Genomic DNA, 21,923 nt, shown 5'->3' with positions numbered 1-21,923 from the left:
TCTGGTTATTTGTTATCCTGAAGTTTCAACATTTCGCTCCCCGCGAGCAAAAATGCCCCGGTTCCGTAGTTTTGCCAACTGCCGGCATCGGCAGGTTTTGGCGAATCTCCAATGTTTTGCACCCAACCTACCATACCTTCATCGTTCTGACAGGTACGCAAAGCTTCCCACGCTTTTATAACAACTGGTTCGTATTCGTTCTTATCCAGCAAACCATTGTTTATGCCCCAGGCTATAGCGAAGGTGTACAGCCCACTACCACTAACTTCGCCATGATTGTATGATTCGGGTGACAATAAACTGGTACGCCACAAACCATCTTCGTGTTGAATTTCTTTCAAACGGGCTGCCATAGTTTTCAATAAATCTTCGTAATAAGAGCGGTGTTCGTAATCGGCAGGCAAATGTTCAAGAATTAATGCCAAACCACCAATTACCCAACCATTTCCGCGCGACCAAAACACTTTTTGACCGTTCTCCTCCTTTATATCCTTTTCGTTACCTTTCCATACGTAGCGAAGGTCGCGGGCAAACAATTTTTCTTCCTGGTCGAACAATAAGTCATATGTTTCTTTGTAGTATTTGTGCATGGCATCCAGGTACTTTTTTTCACCTGTAAGTTCAGCGTAATAAGCAATTACCGGAGGTGCCATAAACAAAGCATCGCACCACCACCAAAGGGTAGGCATTTTGCTTTCGCCTCCAATGCCATTCCACTCGTTGGCTTCCATTAAATGCTTATCCAGCCAGTCTTTTGTTGGTTTAAGGTCAACCAGATTGCGACGTGTGGTACTTATAAATAAGTAAGAATACGAAATTGAAATGTCATCTGCATGATGTGTTCGGTGCAAAGGTTTCCAATCATTACGATACCCCATTGTTTTTAAGGCTGCCAAATACCGTTGGTCGTTGGTTGCCCGAAAAGCTTCACTTACTCCTTTGTAATAAACTCCGTTTGTCCAATCGGTTGGCGCAAGTGCAAATATCGGATGTTGTTCCTGCCATTCCATGGCCTTTACCATCGCCTGTTTATCGTTCCACTCTTTACTTTTTGGGCCTGCATAACACGCACCAAACAGAATACTTACTAATAGAACACAAATACTTTTCTTTATCAATAATCTCATTTTATTGGTCTTAATCTAATGTTTATGTTTTAAAATGAATTCACTTGAATGGCAATATTGTTAACGCCGGGATTTAAACGGATGGACCCAAAAACAGGATTAACCGTTTTTCCATTCAACGTTACCACATCTTCAGAGGAGAGTTTAACAGAAAACTCGCCAATCATATTAGCCGGCAATTCAATGCTGTATGTACTCATTCGGGCATTCATTTTATTGTAATCGGCCTTTATTTCTCCTTTTATTGTTGGAACTTTTATGCTACTGTTTTTCAACTTGCCCATTTGTGGTTTGATTTCAACCACTCCGAATCCCGGAGTATCAGGTTGAATCCCCCACATTCCACGAGGGATAATATTGGCAGGTGCTGCACCCCAGGCATGATTCCAATCGGCATTGCTTTTATATTTCATATCCCAGGCTTCCAAGGTAATGGTGGCGCCAATTTTTATCATGTTATACCAGCTACGGTCGTGTGTGGCCGTCATTAAGTCGAGGGCATAGTCGGCTTCACCGGCTTTATATAGTGCTTCCATTAAATACTGTGCACCATAAACGCTGCAAGCCATTCCTCTTGTTTTTACATAGTCAACCACACTTTGCTTATGTGAATCGGGAACCACATCAAAAGCCAATAAAATCATATTGGCGTGCAAGGATGCGTGCTCAGTCCCCACACCATCAACATAAACCCCTCTGTCTTGGTCAAAAAGTTGTTCATTAATTGCTTTTTTAACACGCGCCGCCCTAAATTCAAAATCCAATGCCTCGCTTGGTTTATCAAGAAGTTTGGCAAATTCTGCCATTATTTTCATGTTATGGTAATAAAAACCATTTACAACCGTGTTAATGCGTTTAAACACATATCCGTCGCGCTCGCCAGGAATTGGTCCTTTGCCGCCAAAATTATCTGCTTTTGGAGGCCAGTCAACAATGTCGCGTAAACGATTGGTTGTATCCCTAAAACCGAGTTGTTTAATCAATTCCACATTATGATTGGGTGATTCGGTGCTGATAAAACCATCCTCAACCTCCAACACCATCAAGGTTTTAATTTTCAATCGTTCGTAATATTTTTCAATCAGCTCGGTGTTTCCGGTATACATATAATCCTGGTACATCATCATGGCTACATGCATTTGCCACTCGGTTGGCCAGGTGGGTTTACTTTCAAAAAAGAACTCAATTGTTTTTCGGGCAATTGCATATTCATTATCAACTGAATAGTGGCTCAACTGATTTAAATAAGCATCAGCTTCATAAGGAATCCGTTCGCGGTCGCCATCCACATAATATCCGGCAAAAGTGGTTGCTTTCATCGAATACTTGCACATGTTCCATACCTGGTTTAAAATGGTATCAGAACTACTAAATGCACTTGTGTTATAATCGAAATAATTAAAGTAGGCTAACTGAGTTGCCATACCGGGCTCAAAGTTCTTTCCTGCTCCCACAATTTCGGCATACCGGAACGGCAAGATAACAGGAAACGAATCGGGCATTGTAACTGCCAATTCGTTTGTATTACGTTTGTCGGGAACCAATTCAACTAAATATGAACTTTTTTCTGGCCTCACTTCCAACTGTACCTCGGCATAACGGATTGTTCCGCCCGGATTTTGGTCTATTCTGCCATCCAATAATTTTTCACCCAAGCGAACGGTAAGGGTTTCTGCTTTTTTCGGCATGTAGTTTAGTTCTATTGTTCCAAAAGCATGCTTCCCAAAATCTATAAAATACGTGCCATCGGCCAATTGTTTCGAGTCAACAGGCTTTATTTTTTCTACCTGAAAAAAATTCTGCGAAGTAATATCACCCTCAAACGAACCGGTTTTGAACTCCTGAATTTCGGAATATTCAGAAATACGGTTGTCTTTGTCAAAAATACGCACTTTCCAAAAGTAAGAGGTGTTTGGGTTCAATCGTTCTCCTTCCAGTTCAACATCCGATGATTTATTGCTTCGAACCTGACCGCTGTTCCAAACATCACCAATATTCTTTTCTGCTAATTCTCTGCTTGATGAAACGAGCACCTGGTAGGCCTTTTGCAAAACAGCCTCTTTTGGAACAATCCAACTAAATTCCGGTTTGCTATCATTTATTTTTACATTTTCAGGTTTACGAATGTATTCCACTGTTAATCCGGTGGGAATTCCAGAAAACGGGTCGGCATATCGTTGCCCAAGCTCATCGTTTTTGGCACGCAGTTCCAACAAAACGTCTTTGTACTCTGGATTGGCGGCAAGGTTATTCGTTTCCTTTGGATCGTCCTTCAAGTTGTACAACTCTTCCAGCGACTTGTCGTTTACATAGCGCAAATATTTCCACTCGTTAGTTCTTATTCCTTCGCTTGGTGGAATATTTTCAAATTCCCAAAGATGTTCAATCAGAACTGTATCTCTTCCAATCGATTTTTCTTTTCCGTTAATAACAGGCACTAAACTTTTTCCCTGGTAGGTTTCGGGAATATCAACCCCCGCCAAATCCAGAATGGTGGCAGGAACGTCAATGTTCAATGCCATATCCTCAATATCGCGGTGTTTATTTACGCGTGGATCGTAGATAATAAGCGGAGTACGAATTGAATTGTCATACATCAGCCATTTTCCTGAGATCTGGCGTTCCCCCAGGAAAAAGCCGTTGTCTCCCAACAAAATAATAACAGTGTTTTCAGCTAATCCTTTTTCTTCCAGCTTTTTCCTAATTTTTGCAATCTCAAGATCAACACCATAAATCATTCGGTAGTATCCTTTTGTACTGTGCTGGTATTTTTCCGGTGTATCATTCCTCCAGGTCCAGCGTAAACGGTTAAATCCATCGCGAACAATTTTGGGTAATGCATAAAAATATTTATCATCAGCTAACTCGGGCTCTGGCATATCCATATTTTGGTAGAGTTTGCCAGGCTCCTCTTGCCAAAAATATTGTAATGGCGCCCCATCGTGTGCATGCGGAGCACTAAAACATAGCGATAATGAAAATGGTTTGTTTGCCGGAACATCATCTAAAAAGTCTAATGCTTTTTGCCCGGTGTAACGGGTTAGGTGCACCGTGTCGTTGCCTAAAGTTTTGTAGTAATATCCTCTGTAATCTTTGTAGCGGTTATTGCGATCATAATCTTCAAAAACATCAAAATGTTTCTCTTTTTTGGAATATTTCACGCCGTATTTCCCAAAAAAACCGGTATAATATCCTGCTTCTTTAAGCAATTTCGGATAAGCAACTTCCATGTATTCAGCACGTATATCTCCAGTTTGAAAGGTGTATTTATGGGTGCGTTCATGTAAACCGGAGAAAATACTTGCCCGGCTTGCCGAACAAATGGGTGTTGTAACTACCGAGTTTTTAAAATAAACACCACTTTCGGCCAGTTTATCCATTTCCGGTGTTGTGGCTAGTTTATTTCCGGCATACCCCAGCGCATTATAACGCTGGTCATCGGTGAGGATAAAGATAATGTTCGGTTTTTTTGTTTTTGCCTTTTTCTCTTTACCATTTATTGCCGCCATCCCAAAAGAAGGAGTTATAAGAAGCAATACAAAAAGTAAAATTGTGACTTTCATTGATACTTTGTTCATAGTATATTGGTTCATTATTATTTTCATCACTGTTTTATTACTAAAAAACACTTTTACAAGAATAATCTTAGTTTGAAATTTGGCCTACAAATAGCACACTACTCCAACTTCAAAACTAGTGAATGGTGTAAGCTTTTTTTTTCAATATCGTGCAATTACTAACAATATTGTTTCAATTCTTTTCGTCTTTATTCCATTCCTTATTGCAATTGTTTCGAATTATTGTAAAAATTGTTTTTCGTCGTTTCTTTTTAGAAGAAATATGAGGTGCAGGAACTACACCCCATAAATCAAATCTAAACTAACTAACTAACTAAACTCCCAAGCTAAAATCCCTTTGAGAAAAACTATTGTAATTCTATTTCATGATTCATTTTGCTTTCTTATCTCGTATTCCAATAAATAATAAAACAATCTGAACGATTCGTTCGGCATACCATCCTCACTGTTCAGTACTTCTATATCGGGATAAAGTGATTCCAGCTTCATTAAAACGTTTTGATAGATTTCCTCAGAAGTCTCCAGAAAAGAATTATCAAGAGATTTTGATAAATCATACAAGGCCAAAATTACCAGGCTTTGAGACAATAAATTTATATTATCCACTATTTTAATATCTACTTCGCTACTATTAAAAATTGAATTAAACACCATGGCAATATCTTCACAAAGCTTCAAATAATCTTCTATTCCTGTTTCTTTGTATAATTCGTAAAAACCACGAATTCCAAGTGCCATTTTATAAAAATCTTCAGTACGTAGTAGTTTTAAGTTACCTTCAGAAATGCCATTTGACATCACGGACATAATGCGTAAATCATTTTTAAAAGCTTCTTCGTAAAAAAACGAAGTATTTTCTATTGCAAAGTTCTGAAAAACAGGATCTCCTGTTTTTTTAGTTGCGAAAAACATTATTTTGTTTTCCATCAATAAATCCAGATTATTTATAGTAGCTACTTCCTTGTCTATATTAATCTTATCTCTTTCGATACGGGAAATATGATTCGAAAGGCCATTAACAATTACATCGAGCAATTCCATCGTTGGATTATATTCGTATGCAGACAGAAAAATACTTTGAATATGTTCGCCGTTGATTATAATATTATTCGAAAATGCTTTTTGAATTTCTTTTGTAAAATCTGGTACCTGTTGTTCCCAGCCCTTTTTCCTCCGAAGAATGTTCAGTTGCCATAATGTAGCTGGAAAATACAATAAATCAGGATTGTCTACTACTTTCTTGATAAAATCGAGATCCTCGCAAAGCTTGTTCCTTTGAATGCATTTATTGAGAGGGATATCAGCAGAACTTATATTTTCAACATAATTGAAATAAGAGTCGAAAACACGGTTTTCGGTTGACTTTAAAGCATTCGGAAGAATTGATAAATTTCCTTTTTCAGTGTTGTTGCAGCCTAAAAGAAACAATAGAGTTAGAAAAAAGGCATAAACGATGTTTTTCATACTGAGATCAAGGTTGTCTGATTTATTTTATTGAAATCAAACATCGCTTTTTGTAGCATCAAATAATTTAACATAGAATGCAGTTAAGTGAACTTTTGATTCAGTATTGAACGGATATATCATCCTGAACTAATTGTTCAACTATTTCGTTACGATTTATTAACTTGCAGGAGCAATAATGATTAGTTTTATCCAAAAAATAATAAGTGTGAAATATATTGTTGCTTTAGTCATTTCCCTTTTAACTTACAATCTTGTTCTATCGAATAGCAAGGAGTACATTTTCGAGCAAATTTCGCCCGATGCTGGTTTTGCATTCGACCAGATAAGCAGCATCGTTGAAGATAAAAATGGTTTTATTTGGTTTGGCTGTTACAATGGTTTATACTATTACAATAGTTTAGAAATAGTAAAATATAGCTACGATCCAACAAAAGAAGACACTCCTCCATCTAATGTTATTACCCGGCTTTATAAAGACTGGAACAACACCCTTTGGATATGCACTGACAATGGTATCTGTTATTTTAATGAAAAGGAAAATGCTTTTGTTCGAATGAATTTAAAGCAGGCTGATTTATTTCAGTCAAAACACCATGTTAGGCAAATTCTTCAATATTCTGAATCGGGCTACCTATTAATAATCAACAATGGGCTTTATCGTTTTAACATCGAAGAAAAGAATCTGCAGCAGGTTGACCTCAATATTAACATCTTAAGGCCTGCGATGTGTTTAGCAACGGATAATGCCGGGAATATTTTAATTGGAACAAAATTTGGCAAATTACTTGTAACCGATAATACCTTAAATAATATTCGCATACTTTACGAATCCCCTACACTCAACTCATCGAACGACATTTTAGATATTTGCACAACTAAGTCCGGATATTGGCTGGGATCAAGAAATAATGGAATTGCTGTTGTTGATGAAGATGGAAAACTATTAAAAGAATATAACAAAAATCTTAAAGGAGAATTTGCCTTACCTAATAACCGGCTACACAAAATAATTGAACAACCTAATGGCGATATTTGGGTGGCTACTTTTGATGGCATTCAGGTTATAAGTAGAGACGGAAACCTTACCATAAGACCAACACAACACAATAAACTTCCATTAAATATTATTTTCGATTTTTATGTTGATAAAAATGGCGGCACATGGGTTGGTACATGGACCGGGGGTCTGGCCTATTACAATCCTTACAACTACCGATTTGAACATATAAAAAGGCTGAAGGAAGGATCACCTACACCAAGAAACGTTATTTCGTCTTTTGCAGAAAAAGCAGATGGCAATATTTTAATTGGAAGCGAAAACCTTGGTTTATTTGAATATGATATAGAAACAAAATTATTCGTTACAAAAAATTTCAATCCTAAAAAAATTCCATTCAAGCGTATTGAATCGTTAGTAGCTGATAAAAACAACACTATATGGATTGGTACTTTTAACGAAGGACTGTGGAAGTATGCTAATCAGCAACTTTCTGAAATAAAAAGTGATGTCAGTCTGAATCTGACCAATACTTCCATAACCGCTACCGATAATGGTTTGTGGCTTGGTGGTGCAGGAAATGGTCTATTGTTTTATGATTTTAATACTAATAAGACAACAGAGTACCATGAAAACGATTCGAAAATAGGATCGATAAGTTCTAACCGTGTACGAAAAACATTTATGGATTCAAGGGGCGATTTATGGATTTGTACCAATAACGGCCTAAGTTTAAAACGTAAAGAATCAGATAATTTTGAACGTTTTTTCTACAATGACAACAACAACAGCATAAGCCGTAATATGGTTTATACGGTAGCTGAAGATAATGCAGGAAATATATGGATTGGCACTGCCGGTGGCGGAATTGATATTTACGACCCTAAAAGCGACTCGTTTTATAAACTTAAACAAAACAATAGAATAGAAAATGCCGATATTTTTAGCATAATAAAAGACCTGAATGGCGATATGTGGGTATCGTCCAACGAAGGAATCTTTCAATACATCACCAAGACCAACAAGCTGAAGAGTTATTCTTTGCAAGATGGGATAATTGGAAACCAGTACAATCCCAATGCAGCCTTTATAAATTCTACAGGTAAAATATTTTTTGGTGGGGCAAATGGTTTTAATATAATCGATCCACAGATTGTGAAAGAAAACCCAGTGGTTCCTGAAATATTTCTGTCGAAACTATTGATAAACCATCAACCTATAAACAGCGAAAACACGATAAAAGTAAACGCTAAACACTTTGCCAGTATCAATAAGCTGGAACTAAAACACAATCAGAATACACTGGTTTTTGGTTTTGTTGCTAATAACTTTATAAAATCATCGAAGAACCTATTCAAGTACCGAATTAAAAATTATATCGACGATTGGATTGAAATTAGCCAGGGTCATGATGTTTCGCTGGCAAAAGTACCTCCGGGAAAATATACGCTCGAAATAATTGGTTCAAATAATGATGGAATATGGAGCCAACAAACAAAAGAAATAGAAATTATAATCCATCCTCCTTTTTGGCTCTCATGGTACGCCTATATTTTATATACCATTTTTATTGGAGTTATTTTTTTACTTATCACCAGAGAATTGGCTTATAGAGTAAAAATGAGGAAGGAAATGATGGCTGAGCGCTATAAACACGAAGCGGAAGAGAATTTATTTTTAGAAAAAACCAAGTTCTTCACCAATATTTCGCATGAATTCCGTACTCCTCTCACACTTATTCTCTCGCCGTTAAACAGCTTAATAAGCCGTTTTGAAAACGAAAAAGGTGTGCAGGAGCATTTAAACATAATGAAACGAAATGCTGAACGACTTTTACGTTTAACCAATCAAATTCTCGATTTCAGATTAATCGAACTGGACAAAGTAAAGTTAAACATTCAAGAAGAAGATGTTGTAAGCATTTGTCAAAACATAGTTCAACATTTTGAATTTCAGATTAAGGAGAAAGAAATAAACTACATATTCTCTTCTCCATTTAAATCGTTTAAACTATCAATTGATTCTGAAAAAATTGAAAAGGTAGTGTATAACATCATTTCGAATGCCTTAAAATATTCGCCTGAAAAAGGACAGGTAATACTTTCGATAGAACAAAAAGAACTAAACGAAAACAACTACTCTAATGTAAATTATACCGGGAATCAGTTCTTGGGAGATTCCCTTGAAATTAAAATAAAAGATAACGGAAGAGGTATTAGTGATAAAAACATACCTACTATTTTCGACCGCTTTTTTGTTGACAAAGAAAGTGATGAAACAGGCACAGGAATTGGCTTACATATTTGTCAGGAATATATCCGTTTACACAATGGGAACATTATGGTTACGTCGGAGCAAGGAAATGGAACAACATTTACAATAAACCTTCCAGTTCAAGATAGCCCGGAATATGAAAAGGAAAACATTATTATTCAATCGCACCTTACAAAGGATATTGATTCAGATATAGAAGAGAATGCTATAGTTACTTCCGTAGATAAAAAAGTTTTACTTTTTGCTGAAGATAATGACGAATTACGCGTTTACCTGAAAAATGTGCTTGCTAATAATTATAAAGTACTTACCGCCAAAAACGGTCAGCAAGCCTTAGAAATTGCCACCGAGGTTTTACCGGATATTATTGTTTCTGATATTATGATGCCGGGGATTGATGGCATTGAGCTTACTGACAGGATTAAAAGTAACCAGAAAACCAATCATATTCCAATTATTTTATTAACTGCACTAACCGAAAATAAGTATCAGATTGATAGTATGCATAAAGGTGCTGATGCTTTTCTTACCAAGCCGGTCGACGAAAAATTACTAATTGCTCGTATCGAAAATATTTTAAGCAACCGCGAAAACTTGAAGAAAAAATTTGACGACCAGGGGCAGACATCTCATGATTCAACTGTTAGCGAAACTTTCGAGCAAAAGGCGGAGCGAATTGTAGAAAACAACCTACAAAATACCTTGTTCGATATCGACAGCCTTTCAACCAAACTAGGCGTGAGTAGAAGCTCTCTGCACCGAAAAATTAAGACTGCAACAAATTTAAGCCCATCCGAATTTATTCGCGATGTACGTTTAAACAATGCTGTAAAACTGATGAAAAGCGGCAAATACAACATTGATGAAATTGGAACCTATGTGGGCTTCAACTCCACCTCGTATTTTATCCGTTCGTTTAAAAAGAAATATGGACAAACACCTAAAGAGTATTATTCGAAGTTGAAGAAATAATTTTTTATTGATACAAAGTAATAAAAGGAAGCACTGGGCAACGAGCCGGAATCTTCAGGCTCGTATTTATGAGAATTTACCCTAATACACAATAAAACATCAAGCCAATACAAAATCTATAATATTGACAAACAATACTTTAATCCAATATTTTCAAGATTGTTCTTCCTTTCAACTTTCCTTGAAGCATTAAGTCTATTTTTTCCTGTAACTCCTCAATCTCTATTTCAATATAAGCCTCAAGAAGTTGTTTCGGTTTCCATTCGTTGGCTAACATTTCCCATACTTTCGATCTAAACTTCATTGGATAGTTCTGCGAATCGATACCAATTAATGTTATACCACGCAGAATAAACGGGAATACGGTTAGTTCGAGTTTTGGAGAAGCTACATTTCCACAGCAAGTTATTGCACCCATTGACTTTGTTGCCTTAATAATATTTTCGAGGATTTCTCCACCAACAGTATCCACTGCTCCGGCAAATAAAGGTTTCAATAATGGTTTTTTATCAAAGTTTAAAATATCATCGCGTAATAAGATCTCGTTTGCCCCAAGCTTCAACAAATAATCTCGTTCAAACTCCTTACCCGTGATCGCTGTAACGGAATAACCCAGTTTGGCTAAAATTGCAACACTTAATGCACCTACTCCACCGGTAGCACCCGAAACAACTATCTTTCCGTCTTCAGGCTTTACCAACTTTGTTAAACGCAGTATCGACATCCCTGCCGTTAAGCCTGCAGTACCAAATATCATTGCTTCCTTTTGTGTCATATTGGCGGGAAATTTAACTGCCCAATCCGAAGGAACTTTAATATATTCTGCAAATCCGCCATCAGTATTCATTCCCAAATCATAACTGGTAACAATTACTTCTTCTCCTTTATTCCATTTGTCACTACGTGAGTCGACTACCACTCCAACAGCATCAATTCCTGGAGTGTGGGGATAATTTCGGGTAACTCCCTTATTACCGGTTGCCGACAATGCATCTTTATAATTCAAAGAACTATAATGAACCTTTACAAGTATTTCATTATTATCCAGGATTTCAAATGGCATGTCTTTTATAACCCCCTTGTATATTCCATTTTCTTCTTCTATCCTAAAAGCCCTGAATGTTGATTTATTATTTGTCATTTTTGCTTGTTTTTTGTTTAATTTTAGGCAAATATCAACAGAAATATATTCTTTCACAAGAACGTACAAAAAGTAGGAAAACGAACATTTATTACTGATTTAACTATTTACGGTACATCGGGAGGTTGAAAAAAATGAAAAAAAGTTATTGCCCAATAGATACTTTTATCAACACGATTAAAGGAAAACGAAAAGGAACCATTATTCTGCATCTATATCAAGGAGATAAACGGTATAGTGAGCTAATGAAGCTACTCACGGATATTAGTGAGCGAATGCTAACTAAACAACTTAAAGAATTGGAGGAAGATGGTCTGATTCTTCGAACCGTATTTCCAGAAGTTCCTCCCAGGGTAGAATATAGTTTAACCGCTTTAGGAAAAGAAATGCACCCTGTTTTAAAAGGTATGTACAAAGCAGGTATGCTTTTAGAAAACAATTAGCCTGCGGAATTTAAGTGCTCGCTAGTGATTTTTCTATTGAATAATCATTTTCCCCGTAAACATGTGATTACCATTACCTATAATCCTGATAATATAAAATCCTCTATTTAATTCAACGCCTTTTGAAAGCTGAATACTTTTTTGTACGGTAACTTTTTGCCAAATCAGCTTTCCAACAGAATTGTAGATTGCAATGTGTTTATTGCCTTCAAAATTGATGTCAATATTAACCAGCGCATTACTTGGATTTGGGTAAACACTTATAAATTCATTATTAATTGTTGGTTGATTAACAATTCCAACATAGTAAGAATCTCCTGAAACCTTAAATTCGTTTATTGAAACGGGATTACTTTCCAGCCCGTTTTTCATGCTTACAACAACCAATCGTAACTTGCGGGTGTCCACTCGTTCAAAAGAAATCACTTTATTGGCTCCGATTTCCGATCCTGTTTTTAGGATTTGCCATTCGCCTTCACCCCAGGCCTCCAGCTTCCACTCATCAATGCCTGCTGTAGTTTCATCTACTGTAAGTTCATTTACACTTTCCGCTTTGCCCAGGTCGAGCATCAGCCATTCGCCTGCCCCGGCATTTTCTGAAGTCCAGTTTGTTGCAGCCTTGTCATCATTCGCATTTACAGGTAAAAATTCTTCTTTTGAGGAAGAAGCCGACATATAGCCTCCGTACAGCCGAAGTTGCAGTTGTGCCTCGAATAATGACTTTGGATAGGCTTGTTCACCATTTAACTCATTCAAACCTGTATTTTTTAAGGTAACCGGCTTTTCCACTACACGGAAACCAACAAAAAGAGGATTCACATAAGTATTGTTTTTTCGATTTACCGTGTCCCAAAAATCAAATGTCCAATTGCTGTAATGTGCATCGTGGAGAAAATTCCAAAAGGTCATATAAGGGCCACTGTTGGGATACGCAATTTCGGCACCTCCATTATTATAAAAAGAGCCCCCTGAAACATTATCCAACAAATTACTGTAGGGGTGATAACCATGACAATCAATTGATTGGTGTTTCGGCATTTCACAGTTAAGAAATACGGTATTTACGGTTGACCAGCGCATTCCGGGTCCGTGCCCCTGTCCTCCTGCATTTTTAAATCCTACAGGTACGATGTCTCTACAATCTTCGAATAAAACCCCATAAGAGTATCGTGCAAAATAGGAAGTATGGCCTTGCTTTCCCGAGATTAAAATGTTTTTAACTGTTACCCCGATACTTTTCTCAATCATCAGGCTTTCGTTCCAATCTTTGATTTGACAATTACGAATCCAGCCGTTTTTCACATTTTCAAACGCCAGAGCCCGGTAGGCATAATCTACATAATCGCTGGCATGATGCGCATAAACCTCTGCACTATTTGCCCAGCCGCTGGTAAATAAAATGTCTTCTACACCTACCTCTTCAATTGTATAATATTTTCGTAGCTCAGCCCCCGAAACATCGGCTGTTATATTGTATTGAACAGGATTTTTAAACTTTACCTTATTGCCTTCGATAGATTCAATAATATGTTTTTCATGAGTCCTGATACCGTTATTTATTATTCTTATCCACTCTGCCTTATAGCTTAACCCGGGCATATTTGCTTCGAGATTGGCAACTCCACCGTGATAAAGGTTTACAATCTGCCCTACGCTTAATCCACTTGCATCCTGAACTTCAATTGTAAAATCGCCCCTGTTAATTCGTTTATTAATTGAAGTGATTTTCTCATCAATCGCATTGTTATCGGCTTTAAAATGAAAACGCCAGGGATATATCGCTGCATCAGAAGGATTATCAAGGGTTTTATCAGTGTAAATTTCGGTACCACCGTCGCCGGAGCCAGCTCCTTTTAATACAATGTTGCTGGCATTTATTACAAACGGCTTATCGGCATTAGCGGCATCAGCTACCAGGAATTTTCCGGCTGGAAAAAAAACCACAGCGGGTTGATTACTGGCAATTGCGGCATTAATGGCTGCCCGAATACCATCATCGTCATAATGTTCATCATCCGGAGACGCTCCGTAGTTTGTAACATCAAACCTGGTCCAGCCCGAAACATCGGGAATTTCTTTTTCGGAGAAATGATACCCCGAATAGGAATAATCGCTTAAAGTAGCTTCGTCCAACCTGTTACTTTCTTTTTTATCGGCATATTCTACCCACGATGGCGCCTCGGTTTGCGCTTGTAAAACCAAACAAACGAGCAGCAATCCTCCAAGAACAATAACTTTAACCATGAGATTTTTTGCTTTAATTATTTAGTTTTTTCAATCGTAACAAAGCTTCCAGGCAATAATAATCGGCATAATTAATCGGAACATCTATCTCGCTGACTTTTGGGAAATTACCAACACTATGCTTCAACAAAAAACCACAGTTTTCGCCATATTCTGAGAAGTATTTCTCGGAGCTCAACGATTTTAAAATATTTATTGCCAAAGTTTTATACGCTTCGTTGTTGGTGTATTCATACAATTCGATAAAGGCAGAAGCATAAAGTGACCCGGCAGAAGCATCTTTGTACATAATTTCAGCATCGCTTACATTAAAATCCCAAAACGGCACATAATCGACAGGTAAATTTGCGGAAACAAATTCTGCTACATGTTTTGCCTGCTCCAGGTATACCGGATTTTTTGTATAACGGTAGCACATGGTATAACCGTAAAGTGCCCAGCCTTGTCCTCTGGCCCAGCTGCTTTCGTCCGAATAGCCCTGATGTGTTAATTTCTTAAATACCGTTCCATCTTCAGGGTTGTAATCTACCACGTGCCAGGTGCTGTAATCGTCTCTGAAATGATTTTTCAATGTAGTATTCGCATGGTTTATAGCAACGTTTTTATATTTTTCGTCGCCGGTTAAAAGCGAAGCCTCAAATAACATTTCAAGGTTTAACATGTTATCAATAATAACCGGAAATGTCCACCTTTCTTTTCCAAAGTCCCAGCTTTTTATGCAACCTACCGTTGAATCGTACCGGGTAATTAAAGCTTCAGAAGCATCAATTACCACCTGTTTATACGTTTCGTCTTTTGTTAATTCATATCCCTCGCCAAAAGAGCAGTAGAACATAAACCCCAGGTCGTGGGTAGTGTTTACATCTTTCCCGTCAATAAACAGGTTTTGAAAATAATCGGCTGCCTTTTTCCATTTGGCATCGTTAGTATATTCATATAGTTTCCAGCAACAACCGGGGAAAAATCCCTGAGTCCAATCCATTTTTCGTTGTGCCCATTCAATCTCATCATGGCCATCAGTTGCTCGTGGTATTTTATTTTCAGCATAAGCTGATCCCAGAAGTACAGCATATTGCTTTTCTGATTTTTTCAAGACTGATTCGATATCAAACTCCTGATTTTCACTTACACAAATTAAGTCAGCTTCAGCTTTCTTTCGCATTATCGGCCCCTTATCAGCTAAAAGAAAAATTCTCGAATAATCAGTACCTTCTATTTTTTGTGTTGCAACAATTTTTGCATCCGGATGTGCATTTCGAATAAAATTGGACAAGGTGAACCGACCACCTTCTTCCTTTAGCAAAACAGCTTCTTTTGTAAACGCTGTGTTGCCATTGCTACTATTCCACCAGGCTACCTCACCAAACTCACCCTTATCATTACCAAGTAAACAACTTACTGAATCAGGTGATTTTACGTTCATTTCTCCTCGGGCTTCTTCCGGCAGGTTTGTTCTGCCCCCAATCCACTCATTACCTGTCCATTGATAAAGTTTAAGCTGTTTGGGTCCGCCATTAAGCGAACCATCATCTTCGCCTTCATAAAAGCCAACATGGGGAAAACCATTTTTATTTATACAGGCTCGCCCGATATGATTCCATTTATCCCCGGTGTTTGCAACCAGAGTCATTGTATCGGCATACTCTTTGGTTACAGGAAGCTTTAATGATTCACCTTTTACATTGTACCACTCATTTTTATCGGTATCGAACTTCATATAGTAACAATTATGACGTTCACTATCGTGAGGGCGCATGTTTTTGCAAACGTGGTAATTGTACGAAACGATAATGTCGTTGCCATTGCCATGCTGAATATCAAGATACCAGGAGTCCCAGACATCAGAACACTCCTCTGTTGCGGATGTCGGCTTTGCTTTAACAATGGAAACTTTGGGAGAAAACGTGCGGCAATTGTCTTTCGATACCTGATAAACCCAATCACTACGATGTGCCCCATGCCGATAAAACAAGTAGATATCTCCATTGTCCATTTTCAGAAACTGGCTATAAGTTGCAAAGGGTGTAAGGTTATCCACCTCTTCCCAACTCGATATATCCATGGGCTTTTTTGTTTTAACATGGATTTGTTTTCCGCAATTGTAATTTCCAAGAGAATTCTCGCCAAACTCTTTTGAACCTCCATGTCCTCCAAAAACAACATGGATATACCCTTCTCCATCTACAACCAAAGTTGGTTTTCCGTGGTTATCGATTTTTTTACCGGATGTTTTACCCAGTAAACTTGTCCCGGCTTTATAGGGTCCTATCCACATCTCCTTTTTATGGTCGTACGCAGCAACGTACGGGTCTTCCTTTTCTCCTTGATAGGCGATATAAGTTACTCCATTATAATGTTCTCCCAATTTGCCTACTATCGGATTACCAAAAGCATTGTTGGCAAAGTAATTTACCTCCTTCTGTTCTGTTTGACTAAAAACAACTGAAGTGCAAAAAAGCACAAAAAGTGTTGACAATAAGTATTTCATATAAATATTACTGTTTTACTACCTAAATATTAGTTTTCCAAAGTGTGCCTGTTTGTTTTCATCCAACACCCTAACCACATATAGTCCACGTTTATAATTGAAGCTACGAGACAGTTGAATGACTGATTCGCTTGTTTGTGTGTTAAACATAAGTTGCCCGGCCATATTGTAAATGGTGATATCGGCGGTTCGAAATCCATCCATGGCAATATTTACGGTATCGTGTGCCGGATTGGGGTAAATTTTCAACCGATCTGCTTCCGCCTGAATCTGCTTATTACCGGTTGGTTGTGTGAGTTTTAGTTCAAAATAATCCAAATCGAAGCCATAACTATCCATGTAAAACCGGATTACATGTGTCCCCTTTTCCAGGTAAACATTGCCTAGCAAATCGGTAGCAAATGCACCCGTACCCGTGTATGTAAGTATTTTCTTGCTAAACAAAACCTTATTTTCATCGGGCAAAGAAACGGTAAGGGCTTCAAATTCGGGTGTACGCCGAGTTTGATGATTAACAAAAAAATCGTAGTAGCCAGTGCTTTCAACATTTATGGTGTACTCTAACCACTCTTGTCCCTGAATGTAACTTATCCTCTCTTTTGAACTATTTAAATCCACGTTATCACCTTCCCAATACTTGTATTTCGACTCATCAATGGGCGATCGGTCGTAATACGACACACCTGCTCCGCCATAATCATAGTCTTCAAACTGAATTACTCCTGGCACCGAATGTGGGTGAAAATCGGTTGTACGTGCCCACTGTCCGGGAGTTAAAATGGAAATTGAGCTCTCTGCAACCTCATTATTTACATCTTTGGCTACCAGTTTTAAAATATATGATGGCTCTGTAAGGTTAGCTAAGAGGGCATTCGACTCCCATATATACGGAGCCTGTGTTATAGTTCCCGCATTCGCTCCGTTTACAAACAAGGTTACTTCCGTGAAGTCGCTCCCAACCACAGCTTCAACCGATAGGCTACTGCCTCTCTCAACCACGGTATTATTCGAAAGGTTTTTAAAACCAAGCACCCGGCTTAAATCTACTTCCCCTTCAACAACAAGGTTTCCCTTTTTATCAGCATCTGCTTCCAGCATATGGTTGCCGAAAGTTAGTTTAGTACCCTCGCCAATGTACAACGTTGTCTGTGCCTTTCCCAAATCCTGTTCGGTTCTTACCACGGCAAAACGCCCGTTAAAAGTCAATCCCATCTCCGGCAGCGTAAACGTTTGGTTTTCATCTTCCTGACAAATCACGTAATCAACTATTGTTTTATTATCAATCTGACTGGTAACTTTTGCACCAACAATCACCTCGCCCCGGTACAAATGCTCAACCGATTTTACACTTGTAATGGTTGATTTTGATGGTTCAAAGATATGAACGTAAGGTTTATTCCAGGCCTCACCATTTTGACGCACAGCCAGTATTTGTGTCTTTCTATCCTCGTAACCTCCTTTTGCTTCGCGTGTGGCAGGTCCTACTGCTTTTGTGTATTCACGCACTACATCAGCAGGTACAAACATGTTCATGTAGGTGTTCGTTTCATTTAAATCGAAGCGAATATTGGTTGCCTCGTCAAGCGGTGCTGTAACTTTTGTTTCTTCAAAAAAGCGCCATCCCGGAGACTTGTAGGTGTCGCCAATATCGGTCTGATACCTTGCGGTTGCCGATACACTTAATTCGTCGCCATTACTATTGAAAATATGTGTTTCGTCGCCAATATTATGGTATACATAATCGTGAAAATTATTATTTACAGTAGATTTTGAACGGAATAGATCAAAATAATAACCACTTGTTTCGCTGGTTCGAATGGTACTTAGTGTACGTTGCTGTTCGCAATTGTTTACTTCGTCATCTAAAAACTGGGTGGCAAAGCTGAAATTCGGATTAACCGGGTCTTCGAGATGTTTTGGTTCGGCAGCTTCGTTTACAGTGGTATTCATCCACAAATCGGAATTGGATTTCCACGAACCTTGCTGAATACCATGCGATGTTCCGTTTACAATTACGGTATTGTTTCCTGCGTGGCGCCAAAAGTAACCAGTATGAACATCTTCTTTTCTTTCGGCCAATGAGTTTGGCAAACCACCATTAGCTGCCATAATATAATCGGCTCCATAAAGTTCCATTGTAATACCTGTGCAATGCGAGTGCACATAATGAGCCCCTCCAATTATTCCGCAAAGCCCATAATCGATATTATTTACCTCAACATAATTCCGCTGAAGGGCAACACCTGCATGTTCTATTACTACAGTCGGTTTCTGAAAATCAATTTCTCCGTCAATGGTTTCAGGAATATCTATTCCCAAAAACAATTGTTCAAAAGCTTTTACATTATCAAAAGTTGTAACCGGAACTGCCGGATCGTACCCACCTTCTGCATCGTAGCCTTGGCGCAAGGCAACCGTGGCTTTTTGTTCATATGCTGCAAAACCTCTTCTTGCAGCTAAATCAAGGGTGTAGCGATAAAGTGCCCCGGTTCCGTCGTTGTCGCGGTGCGAATCGCCATAGCGCACAAAACGTCTGTTGGGATACCTCAGATTATCAAAAAGGAAATTACCATCCAGGATGTGCATTTTATCCGCCATCAAATTCATTTCGGGCTTTAGGCGGTCGACCACATCAAGCACCAATGTAATGTTTGGCATAAAACTGTAACTCACCGCTTCGGGCCAAATACCTTGATCGCCAAACATTGGTAAAATTGTTTTTGTAAACGAGTTTTGATTCTTTGTTCCTGTATTCCAGAATACTTCGAACATTCGCTCGCGTTCGTTATCATCTTCCACACAAAGAATGTTGAACAAAACTCCGGGTGCTCTTAAAATAGGATGATTGCTTACTCGTTGTCCAATCCGGGTATCAGCACCGGCATGCTCTTGTAAAGCATTCATTGCAATGTTGTGAACGGCTTTTTGTGCCTTTACGTTATCAAAAGCAACTCTGCTTCCAGTTGATTTTCGATACACTTTAGTGCCGGTTTGCTTTAAATAACTAACCATTAAATCGTAGGCCATGGCAAACTGCAGGTAACCGGCCCTTGGATCGTAAAAATGGCTTCCGCTTAAAGCAGTAGTTTCGGGTGTTCGCGGCGCCAGTTCTTCTATGTAATACCAAAGAATATCGGCAGCAAACTGCGCATATTTCTCTTCACTTGTCACATAATAAACCATGGCCGCATATGATGCATAATTAAGTACCTGTGCATGTTTTGCATTATTAGCACTGGCAGCAGATTCTGACAAATCATCGCGGGTTTCGCACACCGGAATTGTGCCTAATATTGCCGTCGGGTTTGAAATATGTGTATTAACTTTATCATCAATTGCCGCTTTGGCTTTTGTAATTATACTGTTGGCCCAGTTGTAATTTTCTACTTTAGCCTGTATTTCAGCTTTATCGTTGTTAGTTGCCCAGATAACAGGGTGTTGCAACGACTGAGCATAAGCTGTTCCAAACATCAATAAAAAAACAAGTAGTTTTGCTTTAAATATAAATTGTTTCATTATTTATTATTTCCCTTAGTTAGTATAAAACGAAATACGCTCAGGTGAGAAATTTTCGTCCAGTAACTTTTTCATTTTTATCTGAATACCTTTGTACTTTTCACCTCCAGCCAGATTTTCACCCACTTTATTGAAATCAGTTTGGCACGGATACAACTCAACCGAATGCGTGTTGTGCTCATCCATATTTCGCCATTCGGTGTAGCGCCACTCGCCGTCCGTTACAGTGCAGCCCATGTATTTTTCGCCACGTGGATAGATGCTATAAGCTGCTTTATCCCACTCCATTTCGGGATTATCAACCAATTTCAAAATGCTTTTCCCGTCGACAGGATGCACTTCTAATTCACATGCTTCGGCAATTGTTGGAAAAATGTCAATATTCTCAACAAGTGCCTGGCTTCGTACATTGGTTTGTCGGTTTTTATGCGAGGTCTCCCGGCTAATAATCATTGGCACATGAACGTCTAATTCAAAATTGGTATGTTTGCACCAGGCACCGTATTCTCCTAATTTCCAGCCATGGTCGCTCATTAAAACCACCATGGTATTTTCGCGTAAATCAAGGTCTTCTAAAGCTTGCATTACTTTGCCCATTTGTGCATCGATATAGCTTACACAAGCGTAGTAACCGTGCATTAATTTAAGGCTTAGCTCATCATCCAATAAACCTTCTTTCGGAATACCATGGTATCCACGCAACTCTCCCCATTTAGTTAATGCCAGCGAACTCATCCCTTCGGGAGCTTTTTTGACGGGAATTGTAAAATCACCTTCTTTGTACATGTCCCAATATTTTTTTGGTGCATTAAAAGGCAAGTGTGGTTTGCTTAAACCAACAAACATTACAAACTTTTCATCTTTTATTTTTTGAAGTGTTTCAATGGCATGATTTGCTGTTCTTCCATCCTTGTAGGCGTCATCGGTAACATCAGCACATTCAAAAGCCGATCCTTTACCACTACCACTGTTCTGTAAAGCAATATTTTCAGGGAGCACATAAGCGTTGGATTCTTTTGGAATATGAATACTCCAACTTTCTTTATCGTCGAATGTATGATGATAAACTTTACCTATGCTAACCGTGGTGTACCCATTGGCTTTGAAGAACTGCGGCAGGGTAACCATATCTTTGTGCTTTTTGCGCAGTGGAGTAAATAAGGAATAAATACCAATATTTTGTGGGTGCAAACCAGTTAATATACTCATCCGCGATGGTGCACAAATTGCTTCCTGACAATAGGCTTTATCGAATAACACACCGTCTTTTGCCAGCGCATCGATGTTTGGGCTTTTAACATGAGTGCTACCGTAACAACCGAGTTCTGTTCTTAAATCGTCTACTAAAAACACGACTACATTAGGTTTCTTTTCCTGCCCAAACCCTGACAAGGTAAAACAGACCACTGCCAATAGCATAACAGTTCTAAGTTTCATATGAATAGATTCTTTAGTTTTATTTTTACATTTAAGTGTCAACAAACCTAAAGGAATAGCGCAAGAATAAATTTAAAACCAAAGCCAGTTTTCTGAACTTAATGGTCAACATTGAACAGATGTTGCAAAGTGAAGTATTTGTTCAATTAAAAGGAGGTTGAATTACCCAAAAAACAACCTGTCATATTTTAAAGAGAATATAGTTTATTCAAGTGATTACCAATTATTATTAAATTCGA

The 21,923-nt window shown here is 38.3% G+C and carries 10 protein-coding genes; 2 read left to right on the top strand and 8 right to left on the bottom strand.

Annotated elements, in window-relative coordinates; translation table 11 throughout:
• Positions 1-5: 5 nt before the first annotated feature.
• The 3 genes from LH29_RS22570 to LH29_RS22560 all read right to left on the bottom strand — a co-directional run bounded on the left by LH29_RS22570 (position 6) and on the right by LH29_RS22560 (position 6,169).
• Complete coding sequence (locus LH29_RS22570) at positions 6-1,127, bottom strand: glycoside hydrolase family 88/105 protein (protein ID WP_045033612.1); 1,122 nt, start codon at positions 1,125-1,127, stop codon at positions 6-8.
• 29 nt (positions 1,128-1,156) lie between these two features.
• Positions 1,157-4,705: an alpha-L-rhamnosidase-related protein gene (locus LH29_RS22565; RefSeq protein ID WP_198152559.1), complete on the bottom strand. Its 3,549-nt coding sequence runs from the start codon at positions 4,703-4,705 to the stop codon at positions 1,157-1,159.
• 363 nt (positions 4,706-5,068) lie between these two features.
• The gene (locus LH29_RS22560) at positions 5,069-6,169 is read right to left on the bottom strand and encodes a hypothetical protein (protein ID WP_045033611.1); all 1,101 of its coding nucleotides are present in this window, start codon (positions 6,167-6,169) and stop codon (positions 5,069-5,071) included.
• A gap of 208 nt (positions 6,170-6,377) precedes the next feature.
• On the opposite strand from LH29_RS22560, the gene LH29_RS22555 reads away from it, so the two are divergent.
• A complete protein-coding gene (locus LH29_RS22555) occupies positions 6,378-10,415 on the top strand; it encodes a hybrid sensor histidine kinase/response regulator transcription factor (RefSeq protein WP_198152558.1) in 4,038 nt (1,345 codons plus the stop codon).
• A gap of 139 nt (positions 10,416-10,554) precedes the next feature.
• Here LH29_RS22555 and LH29_RS22550 read toward each other — a convergent pair whose 3' ends face one another.
• Positions 10,555-11,556: a YhdH/YhfP family quinone oxidoreductase gene (locus tag LH29_RS22550; protein ID WP_045033673.1), complete on the bottom strand. Its 1,002-nt coding sequence runs from the start codon at positions 11,554-11,556 to the stop codon at positions 10,555-10,557.
• A gap of 134 nt (positions 11,557-11,690) precedes the next feature.
• Between LH29_RS22550 and LH29_RS22545 the strand changes: the two genes are divergently transcribed.
• Complete coding sequence (locus LH29_RS22545) at positions 11,691-11,999, top strand: winged helix-turn-helix transcriptional regulator (protein ID WP_045033609.1); 309 nt, start codon at positions 11,691-11,693, stop codon at positions 11,997-11,999.
• A 33-nt stretch (positions 12,000-12,032) separates the two neighbouring features.
• Here the strand turns inward: LH29_RS22545 and LH29_RS22540 are convergent, their stop codons facing one another.
• The 4 genes from LH29_RS22540 to LH29_RS22525 are packed head-to-tail and all read right to left on the bottom strand — an operon-like array spanning position 12,033 to position 21,684.
• Positions 12,033-14,243: a DUF4955 domain-containing protein gene (locus LH29_RS22540; RefSeq protein WP_052671185.1), complete on the bottom strand. Its 2,211-nt coding sequence runs from the start codon at positions 14,241-14,243 to the stop codon at positions 12,033-12,035.
• Positions 14,244-14,256: 13 nt separating this feature from the next.
• Positions 14,257-16,731, bottom strand: a complete 2,475-nt coding sequence (locus LH29_RS24395) for a BNR-4 repeat-containing protein (protein WP_045033608.1) — start codon at positions 16,729-16,731, stop codon at positions 14,257-14,259.
• Positions 16,732-16,749: 18 nt separating this feature from the next.
• On the bottom strand, positions 16,750-20,247 hold the full coding sequence (locus LH29_RS22530; protein WP_045033607.1) for a T9SS type A sorting domain-containing protein: 3,498 nt from the start codon (positions 20,245-20,247) through the stop codon (positions 16,750-16,752).
• A 15-nt stretch (positions 20,248-20,262) separates the two neighbouring features.
• The gene (locus LH29_RS22525) at positions 20,263-21,684 is read right to left on the bottom strand and encodes a sulfatase (protein ID WP_052671184.1); all 1,422 of its coding nucleotides are present in this window, start codon (positions 21,682-21,684) and stop codon (positions 20,263-20,265) included.
• Between the last annotated feature and the right edge of the window lie 239 nt (positions 21,685-21,923).

It is taken from the genome of Draconibacterium sediminis (assembly GCF_000949475.1).
In the GTDB taxonomy this organism is placed as follows: Bacteria; Bacteroidota; Bacteroidia; order Bacteroidales; family Prolixibacteraceae; genus Draconibacterium; species Draconibacterium sediminis.
This window is presented reverse-complemented; position numbering and strand designations above follow the sequence as displayed.